We start from the raw sequence: 16,082 nt of genomic DNA, 5'->3' as shown, positions 1-16,082 counted from the left end.
TTATATTTTTTGTCAAAATTGCTATGCTAAATCCGAATCTGGATGAAATCCAGTTAACGAAAGACGACTACGAACGGTACTCCCGCCACTTGATTTTACCAGAAGTCGGTCTGGAAGGTCAGAAACGCCTGAAGGCGGCGAGTGTACTTTGTATTGGGACAGGGGGACTAGGTTCGCCCTTGCTGCTATATTTGGCCGCGGCGGGTATTGGACGCATCGGAATTGTTGATTTTGATGTTGTTGATACCTCCAACCTGCAACGCCAAATTATTCACGGGACGGCTTGGGTGGGGAAACCCAAAATTGAATCGGCGAAAAACCGGATTTTGGAGATTAACCCCGCTTGTCAAGTTGACCTCTACAATACCCGCATCAGTTCAGAAAATGCCCTCGACCTGCTGCGACCTTATGATGTGATTGTAGATGGAACCGACAATTTCCCGACCAGATATTTGGTGAATGACGCCTGTGTTTTGCTGAACAAACCTAACGTCTACGGGTCAATTTTTCGGTTTGAGGGTCAAGCAACGGTTTTTAATTACCAAGATGGGCCCAACTACCGGGATTTATACCCCGAACCTCCTCCCCCCGGAATGGTTCCCTCCTGTGCAGAAGGCGGGGTTTTAGGGATTTTACCAGGAATGATTGGCGTAATTCAAGCCACAGAAACCGTTAAAATTATTCTGGAAAAAGGACAAACTTTAAGCGGACGTTTGTTATTATATAACGCTTTAGAAATGACGTTTCGTGAGTTAAAATTACGTCCCAATCCTGTTCGTCCAGTGATTGAAAAGTTAATTGATTATGAGCAGTTCTGCGGAATTCCTCAAGCACAAGAACAGGAGGCTAAACAGAAAATGGATATTCCTGAAATCACCGTTGAGGAACTTAAACAATTACTTGATAGTGGGGCGGATGATTTCCTATTAATTGATGTTCGTAATCCCCATGAATATGAAATCGCTAAAATTCCGGGTTCGGTGTTAATTCCTTTACCCGATATTGAGCAGGGAAAAGGCATTGAACAAGTCAAAGAACTGTTAAATAGTCATCGTTTAATTGCCCATTGTAAATCGGGAATGCGTTCGGGAAAAGCTTTAGGGATTCTCAAGGAAGCTGGCATTTCAGGAACTAACGTTAAAGGTGGAATTCTGGCTTGGAGTCGAGAAATTGATGCTTCAGTTCCCGAATATTAATTAAGGTTGTTTAAACCTCAAGTAGAGACGCGCCATGGCACGTCTCTACTTGATACGGATGCGTAGCAAACATTAAAGGATGGAATATAAAACAAATCTGGAATACTGAAGGGGAGAATGTCAAAGACCAGACAGCAAAGTTAGTAATTCTGCTTCTGATAATAGGGTAATTCCTAAATCTTGGGCTTTTTTAAGTTTAGATCCTGCTTCTTCTCCTACTACTAGATAATCTGTTTTTTTACTAACTGAATCCGTGACTTTTCCTCCGGCATTTTGAATTAATTTTTTTGTGTCTTCCCGTTTTAATGTTGGTAATGTTCCTGTAATTACAAAAGTTTTGCCTGCCAAGGTTTGAGGTTCATTACTTTGATTATAGTCTATTTTTTCTGAATTTGCAAGCTCTAATCCTGCGGTTTTTAATCTTTCTATTAATAGTTGATTAGCAGGAAGATTAAACCATTCATAGACAGAATAGGCAATTTCTGGCCCGATGCCATAAACTCCTTCAATATCGGCGGCGGATGCTTGGGTTAATTGTTCAACACTCTTGAATTTTTTGGTAATTAATTCGGCATTCACACTGCCAACATGACGAATTCCTAAACCATATAATACCCGCGCCCAAGGTTGGTTTTTAGAAGTTGCGATCGCCTGAATAATTTTAGTCGCTGACTTTTCCCCCATCCGGTCTAAAGTCATTAATTGTTCAACGGTTAAATCATATAAATCTGCTACGGAATTAACTAATTTTTTATTAACAAACTGTTGAACTAATTTATCCCCAATACCATTAATATCTAAGGCATCTCTGGAACACCAATGAATCAAAGATCCTTGTAAAATTGCCGGACAAGAATCATTAATACATCTGGTTACCGCCTCTCCTAATGACTGTACAACCGCCTGACCGCATTCTGGGCAATGGGTTGGCATTTCAAACTTTTTAGCGTCCTGGGGGCGCAATTCTAATAATACTTTTACGACTTCGGGAATAATTTCCCCGGCCTTGCGGACAATTACCGTATCACCGATATGCAGATCTAATTCAGCTAGGCGATCGCGGTTATGTAATGTTGCTCTTTGCACCGTTGTACCTGCCAGTAAAATCGGGTTAAGTTCTGCAACGGGGGTTAAAGCTCCAGTTCTCCCCACTTGTACAGTAACAGATTTAATTTGAGTTGGCATTTCTTCGGCCGGATATTTATAGGCGATCGCCCATCGCGGAAATTTCTGGGTAAATCCTAATTTTTCCTGTAGAGATAAGGGATTAATTTTAATTACCACTCCATCGGTCATATAGGGTAAATTGTGCCGTTTTTGATCCCAATATTCACAATATTTGATCACTTCATCTACATTAGAACAAAGTTGACGATTAGGATTAACTTTAAACCCCATTTTTTGCAATAATTCTAAATTATCCCATTGGGTTTGAGCAGAAACTATTTCTAAATTATTCTGTTCGTGAATATGTAAAGTATAGGCAAAAAAATCTAGTTTCCGTTGGGCGACAATTTTAGAGTCTAATTGTCTTAAAGTTCCAGCCGCAGCATTTCTAGGATTAGCAAATAATGATCCCCTTTCTTTTTGTCTTTCTTGATTAATTATTTCAAATACTTTTAATGATAAAAATGCTTCCCCTCGAACTTCAACTAAATTAGGTGGATTTTCTAATTCTAATTTCAAGGGAATTGAACGAATTGTTTTTACATTTTGAGTAATTTCTTCCCCGGTTATCCCATCTCCTCGGGTTGCACATCTAACTAATATTCCGTTTTCATAAGTTAATGCTAAGGCAGATCCATCTATTTTTAATTCACAAATATAAGTCGGAAATTCTGATGTATTTGTAGCTGTTTTTAGACCTCGCTCTTGCCAAGTTTTTAAATCATTAAAATTAAAAGCATTATCTAAACTGTACAAAGGAATATTATGTTTAACTGATTGAAATTGAGTCGCGGGTTTTTCTCCTACTCTTTGAGTTGGGCTATCGGTTGTAATTAATTGCGGATATTGTTGCTCTAAATCTTGCAGTTCTCGATATAATTGATCATAAACAGAATCCGCCATTGTTGGCGCATCTAGGACATAATATTCATAACTAGCTTTCTGCAATAACCGTCTTAATTCTTCAATTCGTTGCTGTATTTTTGGGGTAATTTCTATCATTGTTAATACCTCAAACCTGTTAATATAAAATAGATTAAAAGGAAGATTAATAAATTAACCTTCCTTTCTCAATTAGGAATTACCTTTTTTCCGATCAATTTTGAGTTTCTATAAATTTAAACCCGTCAACTCAAAGGATTTTTGATCATTTAAGTCGTTCTCTTTGTTCTTATCATTTTGACTTCCACCATTGACATCAGCCGGAAATTGATTAATTCCTTGCAAAATTCGAGATTCATTTTCCACTTGAAATACATTGGCGTAAAGGTTAGCCACAATCTGTTTTCCTTCTTGGGTTAATTCCAAATATTTCAATGCCGCTGGAATATAAGGAAACACTCCATTCCAGTAAAATTTAGCATAATTTCGGCGTAAATCCCCTGGAGTTTTATAACCTAAAACTTTGTTAGTTCCCACTTCTTCAAATTCATAAAATAGGGAACTAATCTTTTTCAGATACCGGGGATCACTGAGTTGACCTATCAAATCAGCCGCTCTTGCTAGTCCCGAATAATTATGTCGATCTTGATGGGTTTCATCAGCAGGAACAGGAAAACGAGTTAACTCAATATTCCGTTTAATTTGTTCCGCATCAATTAAATTATGTCCCCCAAATCTTTCATCAATTACTAACTTTCCTCGATCAACATGATAAGCAGTTAAACTAGCTGATGTGGCTCCCACCGAAATAGGCACAATTCCATCCCCAATTCCCGTTGCAAATAAACCCAAAGATTCTTGATCTTGACGACAAACACCCTTCACATAGCCAATATCATGACACAGTAAAGAAATGATAAAATGTAACCAGTCTTCGGTCGTAACTCCACCTTCGCGAATATGTTTTCCGCGTAAAATTTCCTGTCCCACTAACGTCACTAACATGGTATGCTCAACGTTGTGGTAAAGAGCGTCACAATTGGCAATATTTTCCAGTGCCATTGTTCCAGCCCAGGCAATAATTTCGGGGTAGTTGGGTTTAAACCCGCCGTAAGTTCGACGGTATCCAGCTTGTAATTGCTGAACAAAGACATCAATTAGAATCGCTGTGGCATTAAGCATAACTTATTAGTTAAATAAAGTGCTACAGACCAGATAATTAGCTATCTAGTCATGGGTTTTAAGGCTTAAGCTAATTATATTCTATTAATCCGTTGTCCCGGTGTGGGCAAAATTTCAGATCAACCTAATTTTGAACTGATTATGACATCCGCATTTGATCCCGATTTAGTTTTTCTGTTATACGACAACACCCTACCCGGGGACACCTTGACTAATGGTAGCACAACGGTTCCCGGAGGTGATAGTACCGTTTCTGGCAATAGCAGCTTGAGTGGAAATGGAAACCAAATTCCTCAAGTCACAGATACCCTGGGTGTTAGTCTAGCTGGGACTGGGGCGGCAGATATTATCAGGGGAAATATAGGGCGAGATAGTTTGTATGGTCGCGGAGGAGGAGACACAATTTTTGGTGATGACGGTGAAGATTTGATCGATGGGGAAACTGAAAATGATTATATTAATGGTAATCAAGGTCGGGATTCTATTCTCGGTAGTGATGGAGATGATACCCTATTTGGAGGCAAAGGTGCAGATACTTTAGAAGGTGGAAATGGTAAAGATTTTTTATTCGGAAATAACGATAATGATCTGTTGATCGGAGGGGACGATAATAATAATACCCTGTATGGTGGAGCCGGAGATGATTGTCTGGTTGGAGGAAATAAAGATGATTTTTTATCCGGTGATCGAGGTCAAGATATTTTAGTTGGGGGTGACGGAAAAGATACTTTCTTTATTTCGGTTAATTCTGGTAGTGGAAATGCTGCTTTAACAGATATTATTGTAGACTATAATCAAAATGATGATGTTATTTTGCTACCCAACGATTTAGCTTTTAGTAAACTAAAATTTGAAACAGACCGTGTGAATGGAGTTAACGGTTTATTGATTCGGACAGATGATCGAGATAACCCCACTTATCTAGCATTTATTCCTGGTTTTACAGGCAATTTAACATCGGTTAATTTTAAATCTCTACCTTAATAAATAATAGCAGAAAACAACCATTTAATACAGGAAATTTAATACTAATGTACGGGTTTATCAACCTTAATAAATCTGCCGGATTCACCTCCCATGACTGTGTGGCGCGAGTTCGCCGAATATTACGATTAAAACGGGTCGGACACGCCGGAACCCTCGATCCCGCCGCAACGGGAGTATTACCAATGGCGCTGGGAAAAGCCACTCGTTTATTGCAATTTCTCCCTTCTCATAAAGCTTATCATGCTAGAATTAAATTCGGTGTCACCACCACCACCGATGACTTAGAAGGAGAAACCTTAACTGTTCAATCTGTACCGCATTTACAACTTGAACAAATTCAAGAAATTCTCCCTCAATTTATCGGTAAAATTGAACAAGTTCCTCCTATTTATAGTGCGATTCATGTTCAAGGAAAACGCTTATATGATTTAGCTAGAAAAGGAGAAATTATTGAAGTTCCTAGTCGGATAGTAGAAGTTTTTGAGCTTAAAATTCTTAACTGGTATCCGGGGGAATTTCCCGAATTAGAAATTGCGATCGCCTGTGGTTCAGGAACCTATATTCGCTCTATTGCTAGGGATTTAGGAGCTATACTTAATACTGGAGCTACTTTAGCTAATTTAATCAGAACCGAAAGCAGTGGTTTTGGTTTAGAAAATAGTCTAACCTTGGAAACCTTAGAAACCCAAGTTCAACAGCAAATATTTTTGCCCCTATCTCCAAATATTGCCTTAAATCATTTAACAAAAATTATCCTAAATTATGAATCAACAAAACGTTGGTTTCAAGGACAATCTATTATTGTAGAAAATCAAATCATAGAAGATCGTCCCGTGAGTGTCTATGATCAAAATCAACAACTATTAGGAATAGGAAAATTAATCGAAACTCCTGAACAAATTCTCCTTGCTCCTCAAGTTGTTCTCACTGAAAATTAACCATTTTTTTAATATGATCAAAACCCTATTAATTACCCTAATTAAAGGCTACAGATTGTTAATTTCTCCCCTATTTCCCCCCGCTTGTCGCTTCCATCCCACCTGTTCCCAATATGCCATTGAAGCCCTAGAAACCTTTGGAATTATTCAAGGAAGTTGGTTGGCCCTCAAGCGAATTTTACGCTGTCATCCCTATCATCCAGGGGGTTATGATCCTATTCCTCCCAAACCCGAAGATTAGACTGATAAATAAAAAAGGGGTAGACTAAGCTACCCCTAGTTCTGAATTACTACAAATTAAGACTTAGAATAGTTCAAAGTCAGTAGCTTTCAGAGCAGGATTATTCACAAAGGTAGCTACTTCTTGTGCAGCACCACCAGTGACGAAGTATAACTTACCATTGTTAGAGTCATAAACCAATCCAGCAGTAGCAGCAGGAGTTGCAGGGTTGAAGTTAGCAACCACTGTGAATTCACTGGTTTCTACACTGACACCCAGAGATGTGAACGTACTAGAAGCCAAAGCAATCTTGTCAGTTCCCGATACGAAATCAACCACTACATCAGCATTAGCACTGCCAAAGCTAGAGAAGGCGAAGATATCACTTCCGGCATTACCAGATAAGTTATCATTGCCTTTGTCTCCATTAATGAAGTCATTTCCGTCTCCACCAGCAATCACATCGTTGCCGGCACCACCATAGATGGTATCGTTTCCGGCACCACCATAGAGGTTGTCATTACCCTGTTCACCCCAGATAATGTCATTGCCGTCATCACCATAAATTAAGTCATTTCCATCACCGCCACCAAGGATGTCATTGCCAGCGCCACCGGAAATCGTATCGTTTCCTACGTCACCAAAGACGGTATCATCTCCATCACCACCATAAAGCAGGTCATTTCCTTCACCACCAGCAATGAAGTCTTTGCCACCTAGACCATAGATGCTGTCACTTCCTTGGTTCCCGTAAAGCTCATCGGTATCGGCGTTGCTACCAGAGATCAGTTCATTGCCACTGAAACCATAAATGATAACAGGGGCTGCGGCTCCAGCCGAGAGAGTATCATCAAGACCAGCACCTTGAATTAAATTGGTGTCGGCCGTACCTGAAATACTATTAGCCTTACCTGGGACACCATTTAGGGCAACTCCGCCCCCTGCTAGTGTTACTGATGCTACGCCTTCGGATGTTACTATCTGAGACATTTAAGTGCTCCTCACTTGAGTTAAATAATGTTAGCGTTTCGATTCTTTGGGGATTCTACAATAGGAACTTAGTTACTGGTAGCTTTAGAGATGATTAAACTTCAACTTACCAGAGATTCCAGTCGGTCAATGAACACCACGCTTAGTTTATCCTAAAGAGAACAAACAATCCATTGCATTTTAACAGAAAAAGGGACGATGTTGAAAATTGAGCAAAGTCCATCTCTTGTAGGTGCAAACAATGGTTTGACACCACCGACTAGAACCCATTGGAGTGAAGCCAAGCACCCGTCAGTAATGAGTAAAAAAATATCGTATCAGCTTAACAGAAGTGTCAATAAAATAGCAAGAGATTGAGAAATTTATATCTTGGTCTTCAATGGACACAACAGGAATACGCCCTGATCTCACATCCGTTCTTGGGTTCGGCAAAACTGGCTATCGCTTGATGTGAAATGATTGACCGCCCGACGGGAGCAAAGGAGTCCTAGATACAAGGATTTCTTGACACCCCCGCTTAGAACTGTCCTCGTGACACCGACCTGGAACCGGACGTAAAAACAATCTGGCTTCTCTGACTGACCTTGTTACTGGGAAGTTCCCAACAGAATCACCGTTTTATTCAAGAAAACTGAATTGATTGATCTGAATCGGCTAAAATGCTTGAAGTTAAACGAATCCCAGCGATATCTATGTCACATCAACAGGAGCCGATGCAACGATTGACTTTACTCTACCAATGGCATCGACACCCCAGCCCCAGTGGGTTAAGAGGATGGGTAACAATCATTTTAGGATTAGGACTGATATCAGAAATGGGAAGTCCTGTTTTGGCTCATATCCCAGGGATTGGGCCCAATCCCCCATTGATGTCCCAAAATTTGGCTCAAAATTCAATCATCCATATCGATCCCAACACTGGACGTGATAGCGAAACTTCTACAGGAAGTCAAACTGGCCCCTATCGTTCGATTACTTATGCGCTGCAAAGGGTTCAATCGGGTACAGTAATTCAACTTAACCCAGGTACCTACAGTCAGGAAACCGGAGAAGTGTTTCCGATATCCCTAAAAGATGGGGTGACATTACAAGGAGATGAAGCCAGCAATGGACAAAATACGGTGATTATGGGGGGGGGAAATTTCGTGAGTCCCACCTTTGCTCGACAAAATGCCACAATTAAAACCCAAGGAAATAGTCAAATTATCGGGGTTACAGTTACCAATCCCAATACTAGAGGAACGGGTTTATGGATAGAATCTTCTAGTCCTGTAGTTAGTGGCTGTACGTTTATTGAAAGTAAGCGGGATGGAATTTTTATTACTTCTGAAAGTAATCCAAAAATCCAGAGTAATATATTTACTCAAAATGCTGGAAATGGGATTTCAATTGCCCGTTCAGGAGCCGGAGAAATTCGGAATAATGTTTTCCAAAATACCGGATTTGGGATCTCGATTAATGATGAAGCGTCTCCTACAATTATGGAAAATAAAATTATCGAAAATCGAGATGGAATTGTGATTTCTCACCAAGCCAAACCTATTTTACGAAATAATTTAATTGAAAATAATGAACGAGATGGAGTGGTGGCAATCTCCCAAGCTCAACCGGATTTAGGCACAACCGCCAGTCCTGGTCAAAATATTATTCGGAGTAATGGTCGCTATGATGTGTATAATGCCACACGCGGTTATACCCTGACAGTTGTTGGAAATGAAATCGATCAAACCCGCATCTCCGGTGCAGTAGAGTTCTGAAAATAAAAAGCCAGCTTCCAACTGAGGGAAGCTGACCTTCATATTTTTATATGTAGGTTTGTTATGTTTAGGGTCTTTATACAAACTGACCCCATTTGATCGACTCAATCGGATTTATGGTTAAGGTCTTTTTGACATCTTCACCGCTCTAAAAGTACGGCGATTCCTAAACCTCACGATTTAGGTTTCTGTTTCTTTGCAACTGCCTCCACCTTCAATAAGTCTTGGTCTTACATTCGCTCCACAGACTATCCCCGCAAGTCCTGCGGTTCTTATGGCTCAACATTTAACAGGAATATCCATACTAGATTGATTCCAGAGAAAGCTGAACTCAATTGATTAACTATATATAATCATGCCAGGGATCAAGGCAAAACCTTAATTTCGTAATATTTTCTTTATTTTCTTGTGTTTGCGTCTTGTATTGTTAGATTGAGAAATATTTAGTTATGTTACTTTCTGTCTGATAGACGGCGACTGGCCTTTTGTTCCCAACGAAATAAGCCCACCATTAGAGCCACCACTCCCACCTGTAGAGCTAAGTTTGGTAACGCGGAGGTGATATTCCGTCCGGCTAACAGTTGGGCGAAGAATACCACCGCCCCAATAAAACCTGAAGCCCCAAAACCAATATAAATAAACTGTCGTAAACCCCGATAAGGAGCCATGGCTTCCGCCCTCAGACGGGTATATTGTTCGGGACTCAGTTGGGAGTTTTGTTGAGAATTATTTGATTTAGGAGTTGTCATATTAGTTATCAGTTATTAGTTATCAGTCTATTACCCATTACCAATCACGGATTAAACGGATTACTCAGATTAACACAGATTAAAATCCGTGAAATCCTCTTAAATCCGCATCACGGATTAAACGGATTACTCAGATTAACACAGATTAAAATCCGTGAAATCCGTGAAATCCTCTTAAATCCGTGATCCCCATTACCTATTTTATCTATCTTAATACTAACAAAACTGTCTGAAATAACCCAATCACAACCCCTAAAATTCCCCCTAAATTAACAATAGCTTGCAATTCACTTTTAACTATACCATTAATGGCGGCTTCCAAGTTTTCAGGAGAAGTTTCCTTGACTCGATTAATAATCACCTGTTCAATATTCAAAATCGGAATCACTTGAGCCATAATTTTCTCTATATCCCGTTCTAAATACCGTTCTAAAATTAAAGCTAATTCCTGACTGACTAATTCTAAAGATGTATTCATCACTGGAGAAATTTGTAAACGTTTTAAAATCCAATTTGAAACATTATCCCAATCAATGGATTGACTTAACTCTTGAAGCACATCAATACCTTGTTCTTGAATATAGGTTTTCACAGCATCTCCCATCGTTTTTCTTAACTGTTTGACGGTAGAAACAGGTAAATTTTGTAAAGAGATATTTTGTAACCACTCTTGTAGTCTTTCTCGTAATCCTAAAGATTTAATTAATGCGGTTAATCGTCGATTAGTTTCTTCTTTTTCGTCTAAACAAAAGGTTCGTAAACGGGTTAAACTATTGCGTAATCCCAACAAATTTGCTACCACCCAATAGGTTCCAGTGCTTTGTTCACGGAATCCTTCATCAATAATTGAAATATTTTTATCCGTGAGAAAATCAATTAAAGCCTGTCGCAATATTTCCGGGGTTAATACAACCTCTAACAGCCATTTAGATAGGTGTTGCGATTGTTGATCATTTAATTGAAATTCTAATAAAATTCGATCAAAAATTTGGTTGATTTGAGGAGCCAGAAAGTCATCTTTTTTGGCTAAAACCCTTAAAATTTTAGGTAAAGACTCTCCAATAAAATCCCGTAAAATTCCCGCTAAAATTTTAGCTGTTTTTGGTTCTGTATCGGCTTTAATTTGATCTAAAGCTAGTCTTAAAAACCAACTAATAGCGGCTTGCATTCGTTCTGTTTCGAGCAAACGACGCGCTAATTTTTGTAATTCTTCGGGAGTCAATAAAGACCCCATAATGGTATCGGAAATTCGTTTAGCTAAACGCTCTTGATTTCTGGGAATCAAACCGGGAGTAAACGGAACCCTTCGGCCATAAATCTGTAGCGGTCGATACGGACGAAATAACATTTTAATGGCTAAATCATTGGTAAAATAGCCAATAATTCCACCCACTATCGGAGGTGTGATTAAAACCAACTGTTCAGAAAAATTGACCATTCTTATCGTAGCAGCCCACTAGGAAACCATCTGATGTATTAGCAATTGTCACTGAACACACCGAATACCTAAAACTTAATTGGCTTTAGTGATTACTAATACTCCCATCATACCGCTTGCAATTGGGTAATGTGTGGCGGTTGAAAATCCTGCTTGCTGGGCTAACTGAACTTGTTCTGTACCGATAGGGAATTGATCTAAACTGGGGTTAATATAAGCGTATTCTTCTCGAAACCCAAATCGTTCCGCCGTGCGAACCACAAACTGCTGTAAATACCACTGTTGAAAAGTACGCAATAGGGAACCCGGAGGACGGTGAAAATCCAAAATTGCAGCCTTCGCCCCGGGCTTGAGTACCCGATGAAGTTCCTCAAGACTGCGGGGAATATCTACAACATTCCGTAAACCATAGCCCATAGTAGCACAGTCAAAGGTGTTGTCTGAAAACGGCAATCTTAATACATCCGCTTCTATCCAAGAGATCTTAGCCGTTGGAATAGTAAAGGGTCGGGGTCGGTGCTGGGCAATTTCCAATTGACAACTGGAAAAATCTACCCCAAACACCTGTCCCGGTTCTCCAACCTGTTGTGCTAATAATAGGGCTAAATCTCCACTGCCACAACATAAATCTAAAGCGGTGTCTCCAGGTTTAGCCCCACTCCAGGCTACGGCCATTTTTTTCCAAATCCGATGTTGGCCTAAACTTAACCCATCATTTAACTGATCATAGACCGGGGCGATGCGATTAAAAATCTCTTGAATCGGGTTATTTTCCTGAACCATTCCTCTAATTAGCTGTTAACTATTGCCTATTGCCTATTGCCTGTTGCCTATTGCCTGTTCCCTGTTCCCTTCTTCAAATTGATTAATGCCCCAGACTAATTAAAGCCAAAGCGATTTGTTGAGCCACTAAATGAACCGTGATCAGATCATCAGGACTCATCTGACAAGGCTGTTTCCATTGTACTGATAATAGACCGATTAGTTGTTCCCGATAGGTAATCGGAATATTGATATGGGCTTGAATTCCCGAACTTTGATAGTGAGCCAGAGTAGCTAAGGCGGGATCAGTTGTAATATTAGTCGATGCTTGTACAGTTCTGGTAGTTATGGTTTCCTGAACTAAAGGATCAATCTCTAACCAGTTTTCCACAACACCAGTGGAACTATAATGACCTTCTATAGAATTTAAGCGATTGTCTTTAATTTGTTGCAAAATACAAACATCGGCTCGGAACCCCGATGCGACGGCTGTGCACAATGCAGTGAGTAAACTTTCTAGGGTCGTCGCTGCTTGGGCCGCTTCCATAATCGTCGCTAACAGTTGGGTTTGAGCCTGAGCGCGATTGAGTTCTGCGGTGCGTTGGTTCAGCAATTGATATGTTTGGGCGGCTCTTTCTACTACGGCTTTGAGTTCATTGGGATCCCAGGGCTTTGTAATATATTTGTACACCTGTCCTGAATTAATCGCATCTACCAAGTCCTCAATATCTGTAAATCCGGTCAAAATAATTCGCACGGTATTGGGGAACTCCGGCACAGTTTTGCTGAGAAACTCTGTACCCTTCATCTCTGGCATTCGTTGGTCGGAAATAATGACCGCCACTTCTCCTTCGTTGGCCAAAATTTCTAAAGCTTGACCCCCGCTTTCCGCCTTAAATACATCAAAGTTACGTCGAAATGTCCGATAGAGCAGATCCAAATTATCCGGCTCATCGTCAACGACCAACATCTTAGGCTTTTTGGGTCTCTGATGGTTCATGAGTTAGCGCTTAACACTTTCTAGTTGGGGAATTTCAACTTCCATCTATACCGATTCTTTTTGAAGAACGTTTATTGATACCAGTTATCAGTTATCGGTGATTAGTGGTTAGATCTGCGATGGCGTCTCTAACCACTGATTTTGTGATTATAGCTGATTACTGATTACTGATTACCGATTAAAGAACTGACCCAGATTAATCCGCCACTCACCAAAAGCACGATGATTAAAGCGATCCCCAAAAATTGATTGTCTTGAGTCTTCACCCTATCCCCAGAGTTCACCTTATGCGAAACCGGGGGTTTGGGAATAGACCGAACCGTCGCCACCGAATTGTTTTGAGGTCGGTAATTTCCTTGGACATCCAGATGACCCAAATCAGGAATTTTTACAAATCCCTCTGGGTCAATATAGAGTTTAGGAGCTTCTAGGACTTCGAGTAAACGACGAGCCTGTTGACGAGTGCCAATATTCGGATGACGAGTCAACTGTTTACATAAAGCGATCGCTTCTTGCCTTTTGCCAGAGGCTTCAAATGCTGTGACTAACCACATTTGGATCTCTCCACCCAGAGGAGAATTGAGTTCCACAGCTTGACGAGCCTGTTCTAAATATTGAACCGACTCTCGATAACGCCCCTGTTCAAAGGCAAACTGACCCGCTTGATATGCAATTTTAACGGTATCTAAGGGTTTTTCAGCCACGGTTTTCCCTATTTAAAACTCATCATAGTTGTTCCGAGGCGCACCTTCCTCATCCCGCTTAGAACCCAATAGGTCTAATTCATCAACCCGAATGACAGGTTTTGATCGTTGAGTTCCAGTACCACGATCCTGCCAATACTCAAACTTTAACACCCCTTTAATCCCAATTAAACTGCCCTTACGGACATAGTTCGCTGCAACTTCTGCCGTTTTTCCCCAAATTTCTAAGTTAAACCAATCGGGTTGATCCGTTTTTTTAGTCCGACGGTTAACCGCTAAGGTTAAATTACAGACAACACTACCGGACTATTAGAGTCGATAAAAATGTCACCATTTTTACCTCTCGTTCAGAACCGTGCATGAAACTTTCGCTTCACACGGCTCCTCAGTGACTTGGCTGGTTAGAGTACCTCTTTCTGCGTGTCTGATGTCGTGGCAATGCGTGTGTAGTAACTCAAGATTATTAATTTTGTTATTTGCCCGATTTCTATCAATGTGATGGATTTCAAGCAAGCTATTACTAATGAATCTCAAATTACAGTGGTTACATTTTCCTTCTTGTTTTTTAAGAAGTTTGGATGCCATATTTCTTAGCATTGGATGTTGGCTTAATCTTTGTCCCCAATATGCCCAATCTCCGTTAAAAGGACTTTTTGAGTCTTTTACTTTGATATGGCGACGAATTTTCATGTTCTGGTGTAGTTCCAGTACATATTTATTATCTTGGGTGATAAATTTCCAGCCTAATCCTCTGTTGACCCCCCAGTAAGCTGAAATGATTTCAGTTTTGTTCTGTCCTCGTCCACTTCTTCTGTTAGCCCATCCTCGCAACTTGGAAAAAATTATGCTGTCCATTTTGCTAAAGGTATCTGCGCTTGCCACCGTTGAGTAGTATGCTGCCCAACCCCGTATTACTGGATTTAAGGCGTTAATAACTTGCTCTTGGCTTGAGGTACGATTCCTTTTCAATAGGTCATCAATTTTAGCCAGTTGTCTTTGAATAGCTTCTTTACTGGGTTTAATGAGCGTTTTATGTCCTCTTTTATTTTCAGTTCCGCCGATTGACCCACTTTGTTTGTCACTACATGGGTATTGTCGGATATTGAAACCTAGAAAGTCGAATCCCGTTTTTCCTTCGTGATTTTCAAAGGTATGGGTGATTCTGGTTTTGCTTTCTTTGAGGGTTAGCCCTATTTCTTTTAACCATTCTTCGATTACTAATTTTGCTTTGAGGATTACTTCTAAATCTTCATCCATAATTACAAAATTATCGGCATATCTTACAAAGCTTATGTCACGCTTTTGACTGGTTTTGCCGACTCTCCGACTGAATTTACCTTCTAGGGCGTTTTCTATCCCATGTAAGGCGATATTTGCCAATAGGGGCGATATGACCCCACCTTGCGAAGTTCCTTCATCCGTTGGAAATAGTTTTTCGCCTGACCCAACCCCTGATTTTAGCCATGCTTTGATTTGCCGTCTAAAGGTGGGTGAGGTTTCTAATTTATCGAGTAATTTTGAATGGTTAATTTGGTCGAAACACTTTTCAATATCAGCGTCAAGAACATATTTCGGTTTTTGATTGATGCCATTGAAAATTGCCGCTATTGCGTCATGTGCTGACCGCCCTGGTCTGAATCCATAAGAGTTAGGCTCAAATTTAGCCTCCCATTCGGGTTCAAGGGCCAGTTTCATTAGGGCTTGTTTCGCTCTATCCGTCATCGTGGGTATTCCCAGAGGTCTTTTTTCCTCTTTGCCTGGTTTTGGAATCCATACCCTTTTGGTGGGGTCGGATTTGTCATTGAAGTGTAACTCTTTGGCTAACCTGATTTTCTGAGGATTGCGAAGACGCTTTATCCTATCAATGCCGGGAGTATTTTTACCCTTGTTATCTTGGGTCACTTTCCTGAGCGCCAGAACTTTGGCATACCACGAATTAGTCAACAGCCTTTGTAACTTACGAACTGCCTTAACATCACCACGTTCAGAGGCTTGATAGATTCTCTTTTGAAGCTTGAAAACATATCTCTGGACTTTTGCCCAGTTTATTGTTTCCCATTCATACATCGGTTTAAGAGCCGTGTTCATGACATTTGCACCTTTACTTGAT

14 protein-coding genes and 1 pseudogene are annotated in these 16,082 nt (G+C 40.3%); 5 read left to right on the top strand and 10 right to left on the bottom strand.

The window, feature by feature from the left end:
* The first annotated feature begins 23 nt into the window (after positions 1-23).
* A complete protein-coding gene (gene moeB, locus NMG86_RS09360) occupies positions 24-1,196 on the top strand; it encodes a molybdopterin-synthase adenylyltransferase MoeB (RefSeq protein WP_026787201.1) in 1,173 nt (390 codons plus the stop codon).
* Positions 1,197-1,316: 120 nt separating this feature from the next.
* Here the strand turns inward: moeB and ligA are convergent, their stop codons facing one another.
* Positions 1,317-3,365: an NAD-dependent DNA ligase LigA gene (ligA, locus tag NMG86_RS09355; RefSeq protein WP_026797505.1), complete on the bottom strand. Its 2,049-nt coding sequence runs from the start codon at positions 3,363-3,365 to the stop codon at positions 1,317-1,319.
* Positions 3,366-3,473: 108 nt separating this feature from the next.
* Positions 3,474-4,427 carry an Npun_R2479 family HD domain-containing metalloprotein gene (locus tag NMG86_RS09350; protein WP_026797504.1) on the bottom strand — a complete coding sequence of 318 codons (954 nt, stop codon included), beginning with the start codon at positions 4,425-4,427 and terminating at the stop codon, positions 3,474-3,476.
* A 141-nt stretch (positions 4,428-4,568) separates the two neighbouring features.
* Here NMG86_RS09350 and NMG86_RS09345 point away from each other — a divergent pair, with 141 nt between their 5' ends.
* From NMG86_RS09345 to yidD, 3 genes are read left to right on the top strand one after another with little or no spacing between them, the layout of a single operon-like run.
* Complete coding sequence (locus NMG86_RS09345; RefSeq protein WP_026787204.1) at positions 4,569-5,411, top strand: calcium-binding protein; 843 nt, start codon at positions 4,569-4,571, stop codon at positions 5,409-5,411.
* A gap of 47 nt (positions 5,412-5,458) precedes the next feature.
* Positions 5,459-6,352, top strand: coding sequence for a tRNA pseudouridine(55) synthase TruB (gene truB, locus NMG86_RS09340; RefSeq protein ID WP_026797503.1), 894 nt, complete (start codon positions 5,459-5,461; stop codon positions 6,350-6,352).
* A 16-nt stretch (positions 6,353-6,368) separates the two neighbouring features.
* The gene (gene yidD / locus NMG86_RS09335; protein ID WP_026787206.1) at positions 6,369-6,593 is read left to right on the top strand and encodes a membrane protein insertion efficiency factor YidD; all 225 of its coding nucleotides are present in this window, start codon (positions 6,369-6,371) and stop codon (positions 6,591-6,593) included.
* 63 nt (positions 6,594-6,656) lie between these two features.
* Here the strand turns inward: yidD and NMG86_RS09330 are convergent, their stop codons facing one another.
* Positions 6,657-7,562 (bottom strand): calcium-binding protein, encoded by a 906-nt coding sequence (locus NMG86_RS09330; protein WP_026797502.1) that lies wholly within the window; start codon positions 7,560-7,562, stop codon positions 6,657-6,659.
* A 713-nt stretch (positions 7,563-8,275) separates the two neighbouring features.
* Here NMG86_RS09330 and NMG86_RS09325 point away from each other — a divergent pair.
* Complete coding sequence (locus tag NMG86_RS09325; protein ID WP_043939275.1) at positions 8,276-9,319, top strand: DUF1565 domain-containing protein; 1,044 nt, start codon at positions 8,276-8,278, stop codon at positions 9,317-9,319.
* Between the two features lie 452 nt (positions 9,320-9,771).
* Here the strand turns inward: NMG86_RS09325 and NMG86_RS09320 are convergent, their stop codons facing one another.
* From NMG86_RS09320 to ltrA, 7 genes and pseudogenes are all read right to left on the bottom strand, one after another.
* Positions 9,772-10,068 carry a DUF3493 domain-containing protein gene (locus NMG86_RS09320; protein ID WP_026787208.1) on the bottom strand — a complete coding sequence of 99 codons (297 nt, stop codon included), beginning with the start codon at positions 10,066-10,068 and terminating at the stop codon, positions 9,772-9,774.
* Between the two features lie 205 nt (positions 10,069-10,273).
* Entirely contained in the window at positions 10,274-11,506 is a 1,233-nt protein-coding gene (locus tag NMG86_RS09315) for a DUF445 domain-containing protein (RefSeq protein ID WP_026797501.1), read from the bottom strand.
* A 75-nt stretch (positions 11,507-11,581) separates the two neighbouring features.
* Complete coding sequence (gene ubiE / locus NMG86_RS09310; RefSeq protein ID WP_026787210.1) at positions 11,582-12,289, bottom strand: bifunctional demethylmenaquinone methyltransferase/2-methoxy-6-polyprenyl-1,4-benzoquinol methylase UbiE; 708 nt, start codon at positions 12,287-12,289, stop codon at positions 11,582-11,584.
* An 82-nt stretch (positions 12,290-12,371) separates the two neighbouring features.
* Positions 12,372-13,268, bottom strand: coding sequence for a response regulator (locus NMG86_RS09305; RefSeq protein WP_087882185.1), 897 nt, complete (start codon positions 13,266-13,268; stop codon positions 12,372-12,374).
* Between the two features lie 164 nt (positions 13,269-13,432).
* Entirely contained in the window at positions 13,433-13,972 is a 540-nt protein-coding gene (locus NMG86_RS09300) for a tetratricopeptide repeat protein (RefSeq protein WP_026787212.1), read from the bottom strand.
* Between the two features lie 12 nt (positions 13,973-13,984).
* Positions 13,985-14,278, bottom strand: a pseudogene (gene ssb / locus NMG86_RS09295) (single-stranded DNA-binding protein); the annotation flags it as partial.
* A 30-nt stretch (positions 14,279-14,308) separates the two neighbouring features.
* On the bottom strand, positions 14,309-16,060 hold the full coding sequence (gene ltrA, locus NMG86_RS09290; protein WP_026787213.1) for a group II intron reverse transcriptase/maturase: 1,752 nt from the start codon (positions 16,058-16,060) through the stop codon (positions 14,309-14,311).
* Between the last annotated feature and the right edge of the window lie 22 nt (positions 16,061-16,082).

Origin of the sequence: Planktothrix rubescens CCAP 1459/22 (assembly GCA_904830895.1) — a bacterium.
Lineage (GTDB): Bacteria > Cyanobacteriota > Cyanobacteriia > Cyanobacteriales > Microcoleaceae > Planktothrix > Planktothrix agardhii.
The sequence above is the reverse complement of the archived record's forward strand: the minus strand, read 5'-3'. Positions and strand labels throughout refer to the sequence as shown.

What these genes read in the sequence shown, in the direction of transcription:
- moeB (WP_026787201.1), top strand. Translation starts at nt 24, where the DNA reads ATGCTAAATCCGAATCTGGATGAAATCCAGTTAACGAAAGACGACTAC.
- ligA (WP_026797505.1), bottom strand. Translation starts at nt 3,365, where the DNA reads ATGATAGAAATTACCCCAAAAATACAGCAACGAATTGAAGAATTAAGA.
- NMG86_RS09350 (WP_026797504.1), bottom strand. Translation starts at nt 4,427, where the DNA reads ATGCTTAATGCCACAGCGATTCTAATTGATGTCTTTGTTCAGCAATTA.
- NMG86_RS09345 (WP_026787204.1), top strand. Translation starts at nt 4,569, where the DNA reads ATGACATCCGCATTTGATCCCGATTTAGTTTTTCTGTTATACGACAAC.
- truB (WP_026797503.1), top strand. Translation starts at nt 5,459, where the DNA reads ATGTACGGGTTTATCAACCTTAATAAATCTGCCGGATTCACCTCCCAT.
- NMG86_RS09330 (WP_026797502.1), bottom strand. Translation starts at nt 7,562, where the DNA reads ATGTCTCAGATAGTAACATCCGAAGGCGTAGCATCAGTAACACTAGCA.
- NMG86_RS09325 (WP_043939275.1), top strand. Translation starts at nt 8,276, where the DNA reads ATGCAACGATTGACTTTACTCTACCAATGGCATCGACACCCCAGCCCC.
- NMG86_RS09320 (WP_026787208.1), bottom strand. Translation starts at nt 10,068, where the DNA reads ATGACAACTCCTAAATCAAATAATTCTCAACAAAACTCCCAACTGAGT.
- NMG86_RS09315 (WP_026797501.1), bottom strand. Translation starts at nt 11,506, where the DNA reads ATGGTCAATTTTTCTGAACAGTTGGTTTTAATCACACCTCCGATAGTG.
- ubiE (WP_026787210.1), bottom strand. Translation starts at nt 12,289, where the DNA reads ATGGTTCAGGAAAATAACCCGATTCAAGAGATTTTTAATCGCATCGCC.
- NMG86_RS09305 (WP_087882185.1), bottom strand. Translation starts at nt 13,268, where the DNA reads ATGAACCATCAGAGACCCAAAAAGCCTAAGATGTTGGTCGTTGACGAT.
- ltrA (WP_026787213.1), bottom strand. Translation starts at nt 16,060, where the DNA reads ATGAACACGGCTCTTAAACCGATGTATGAATGGGAAACAATAAACTGG.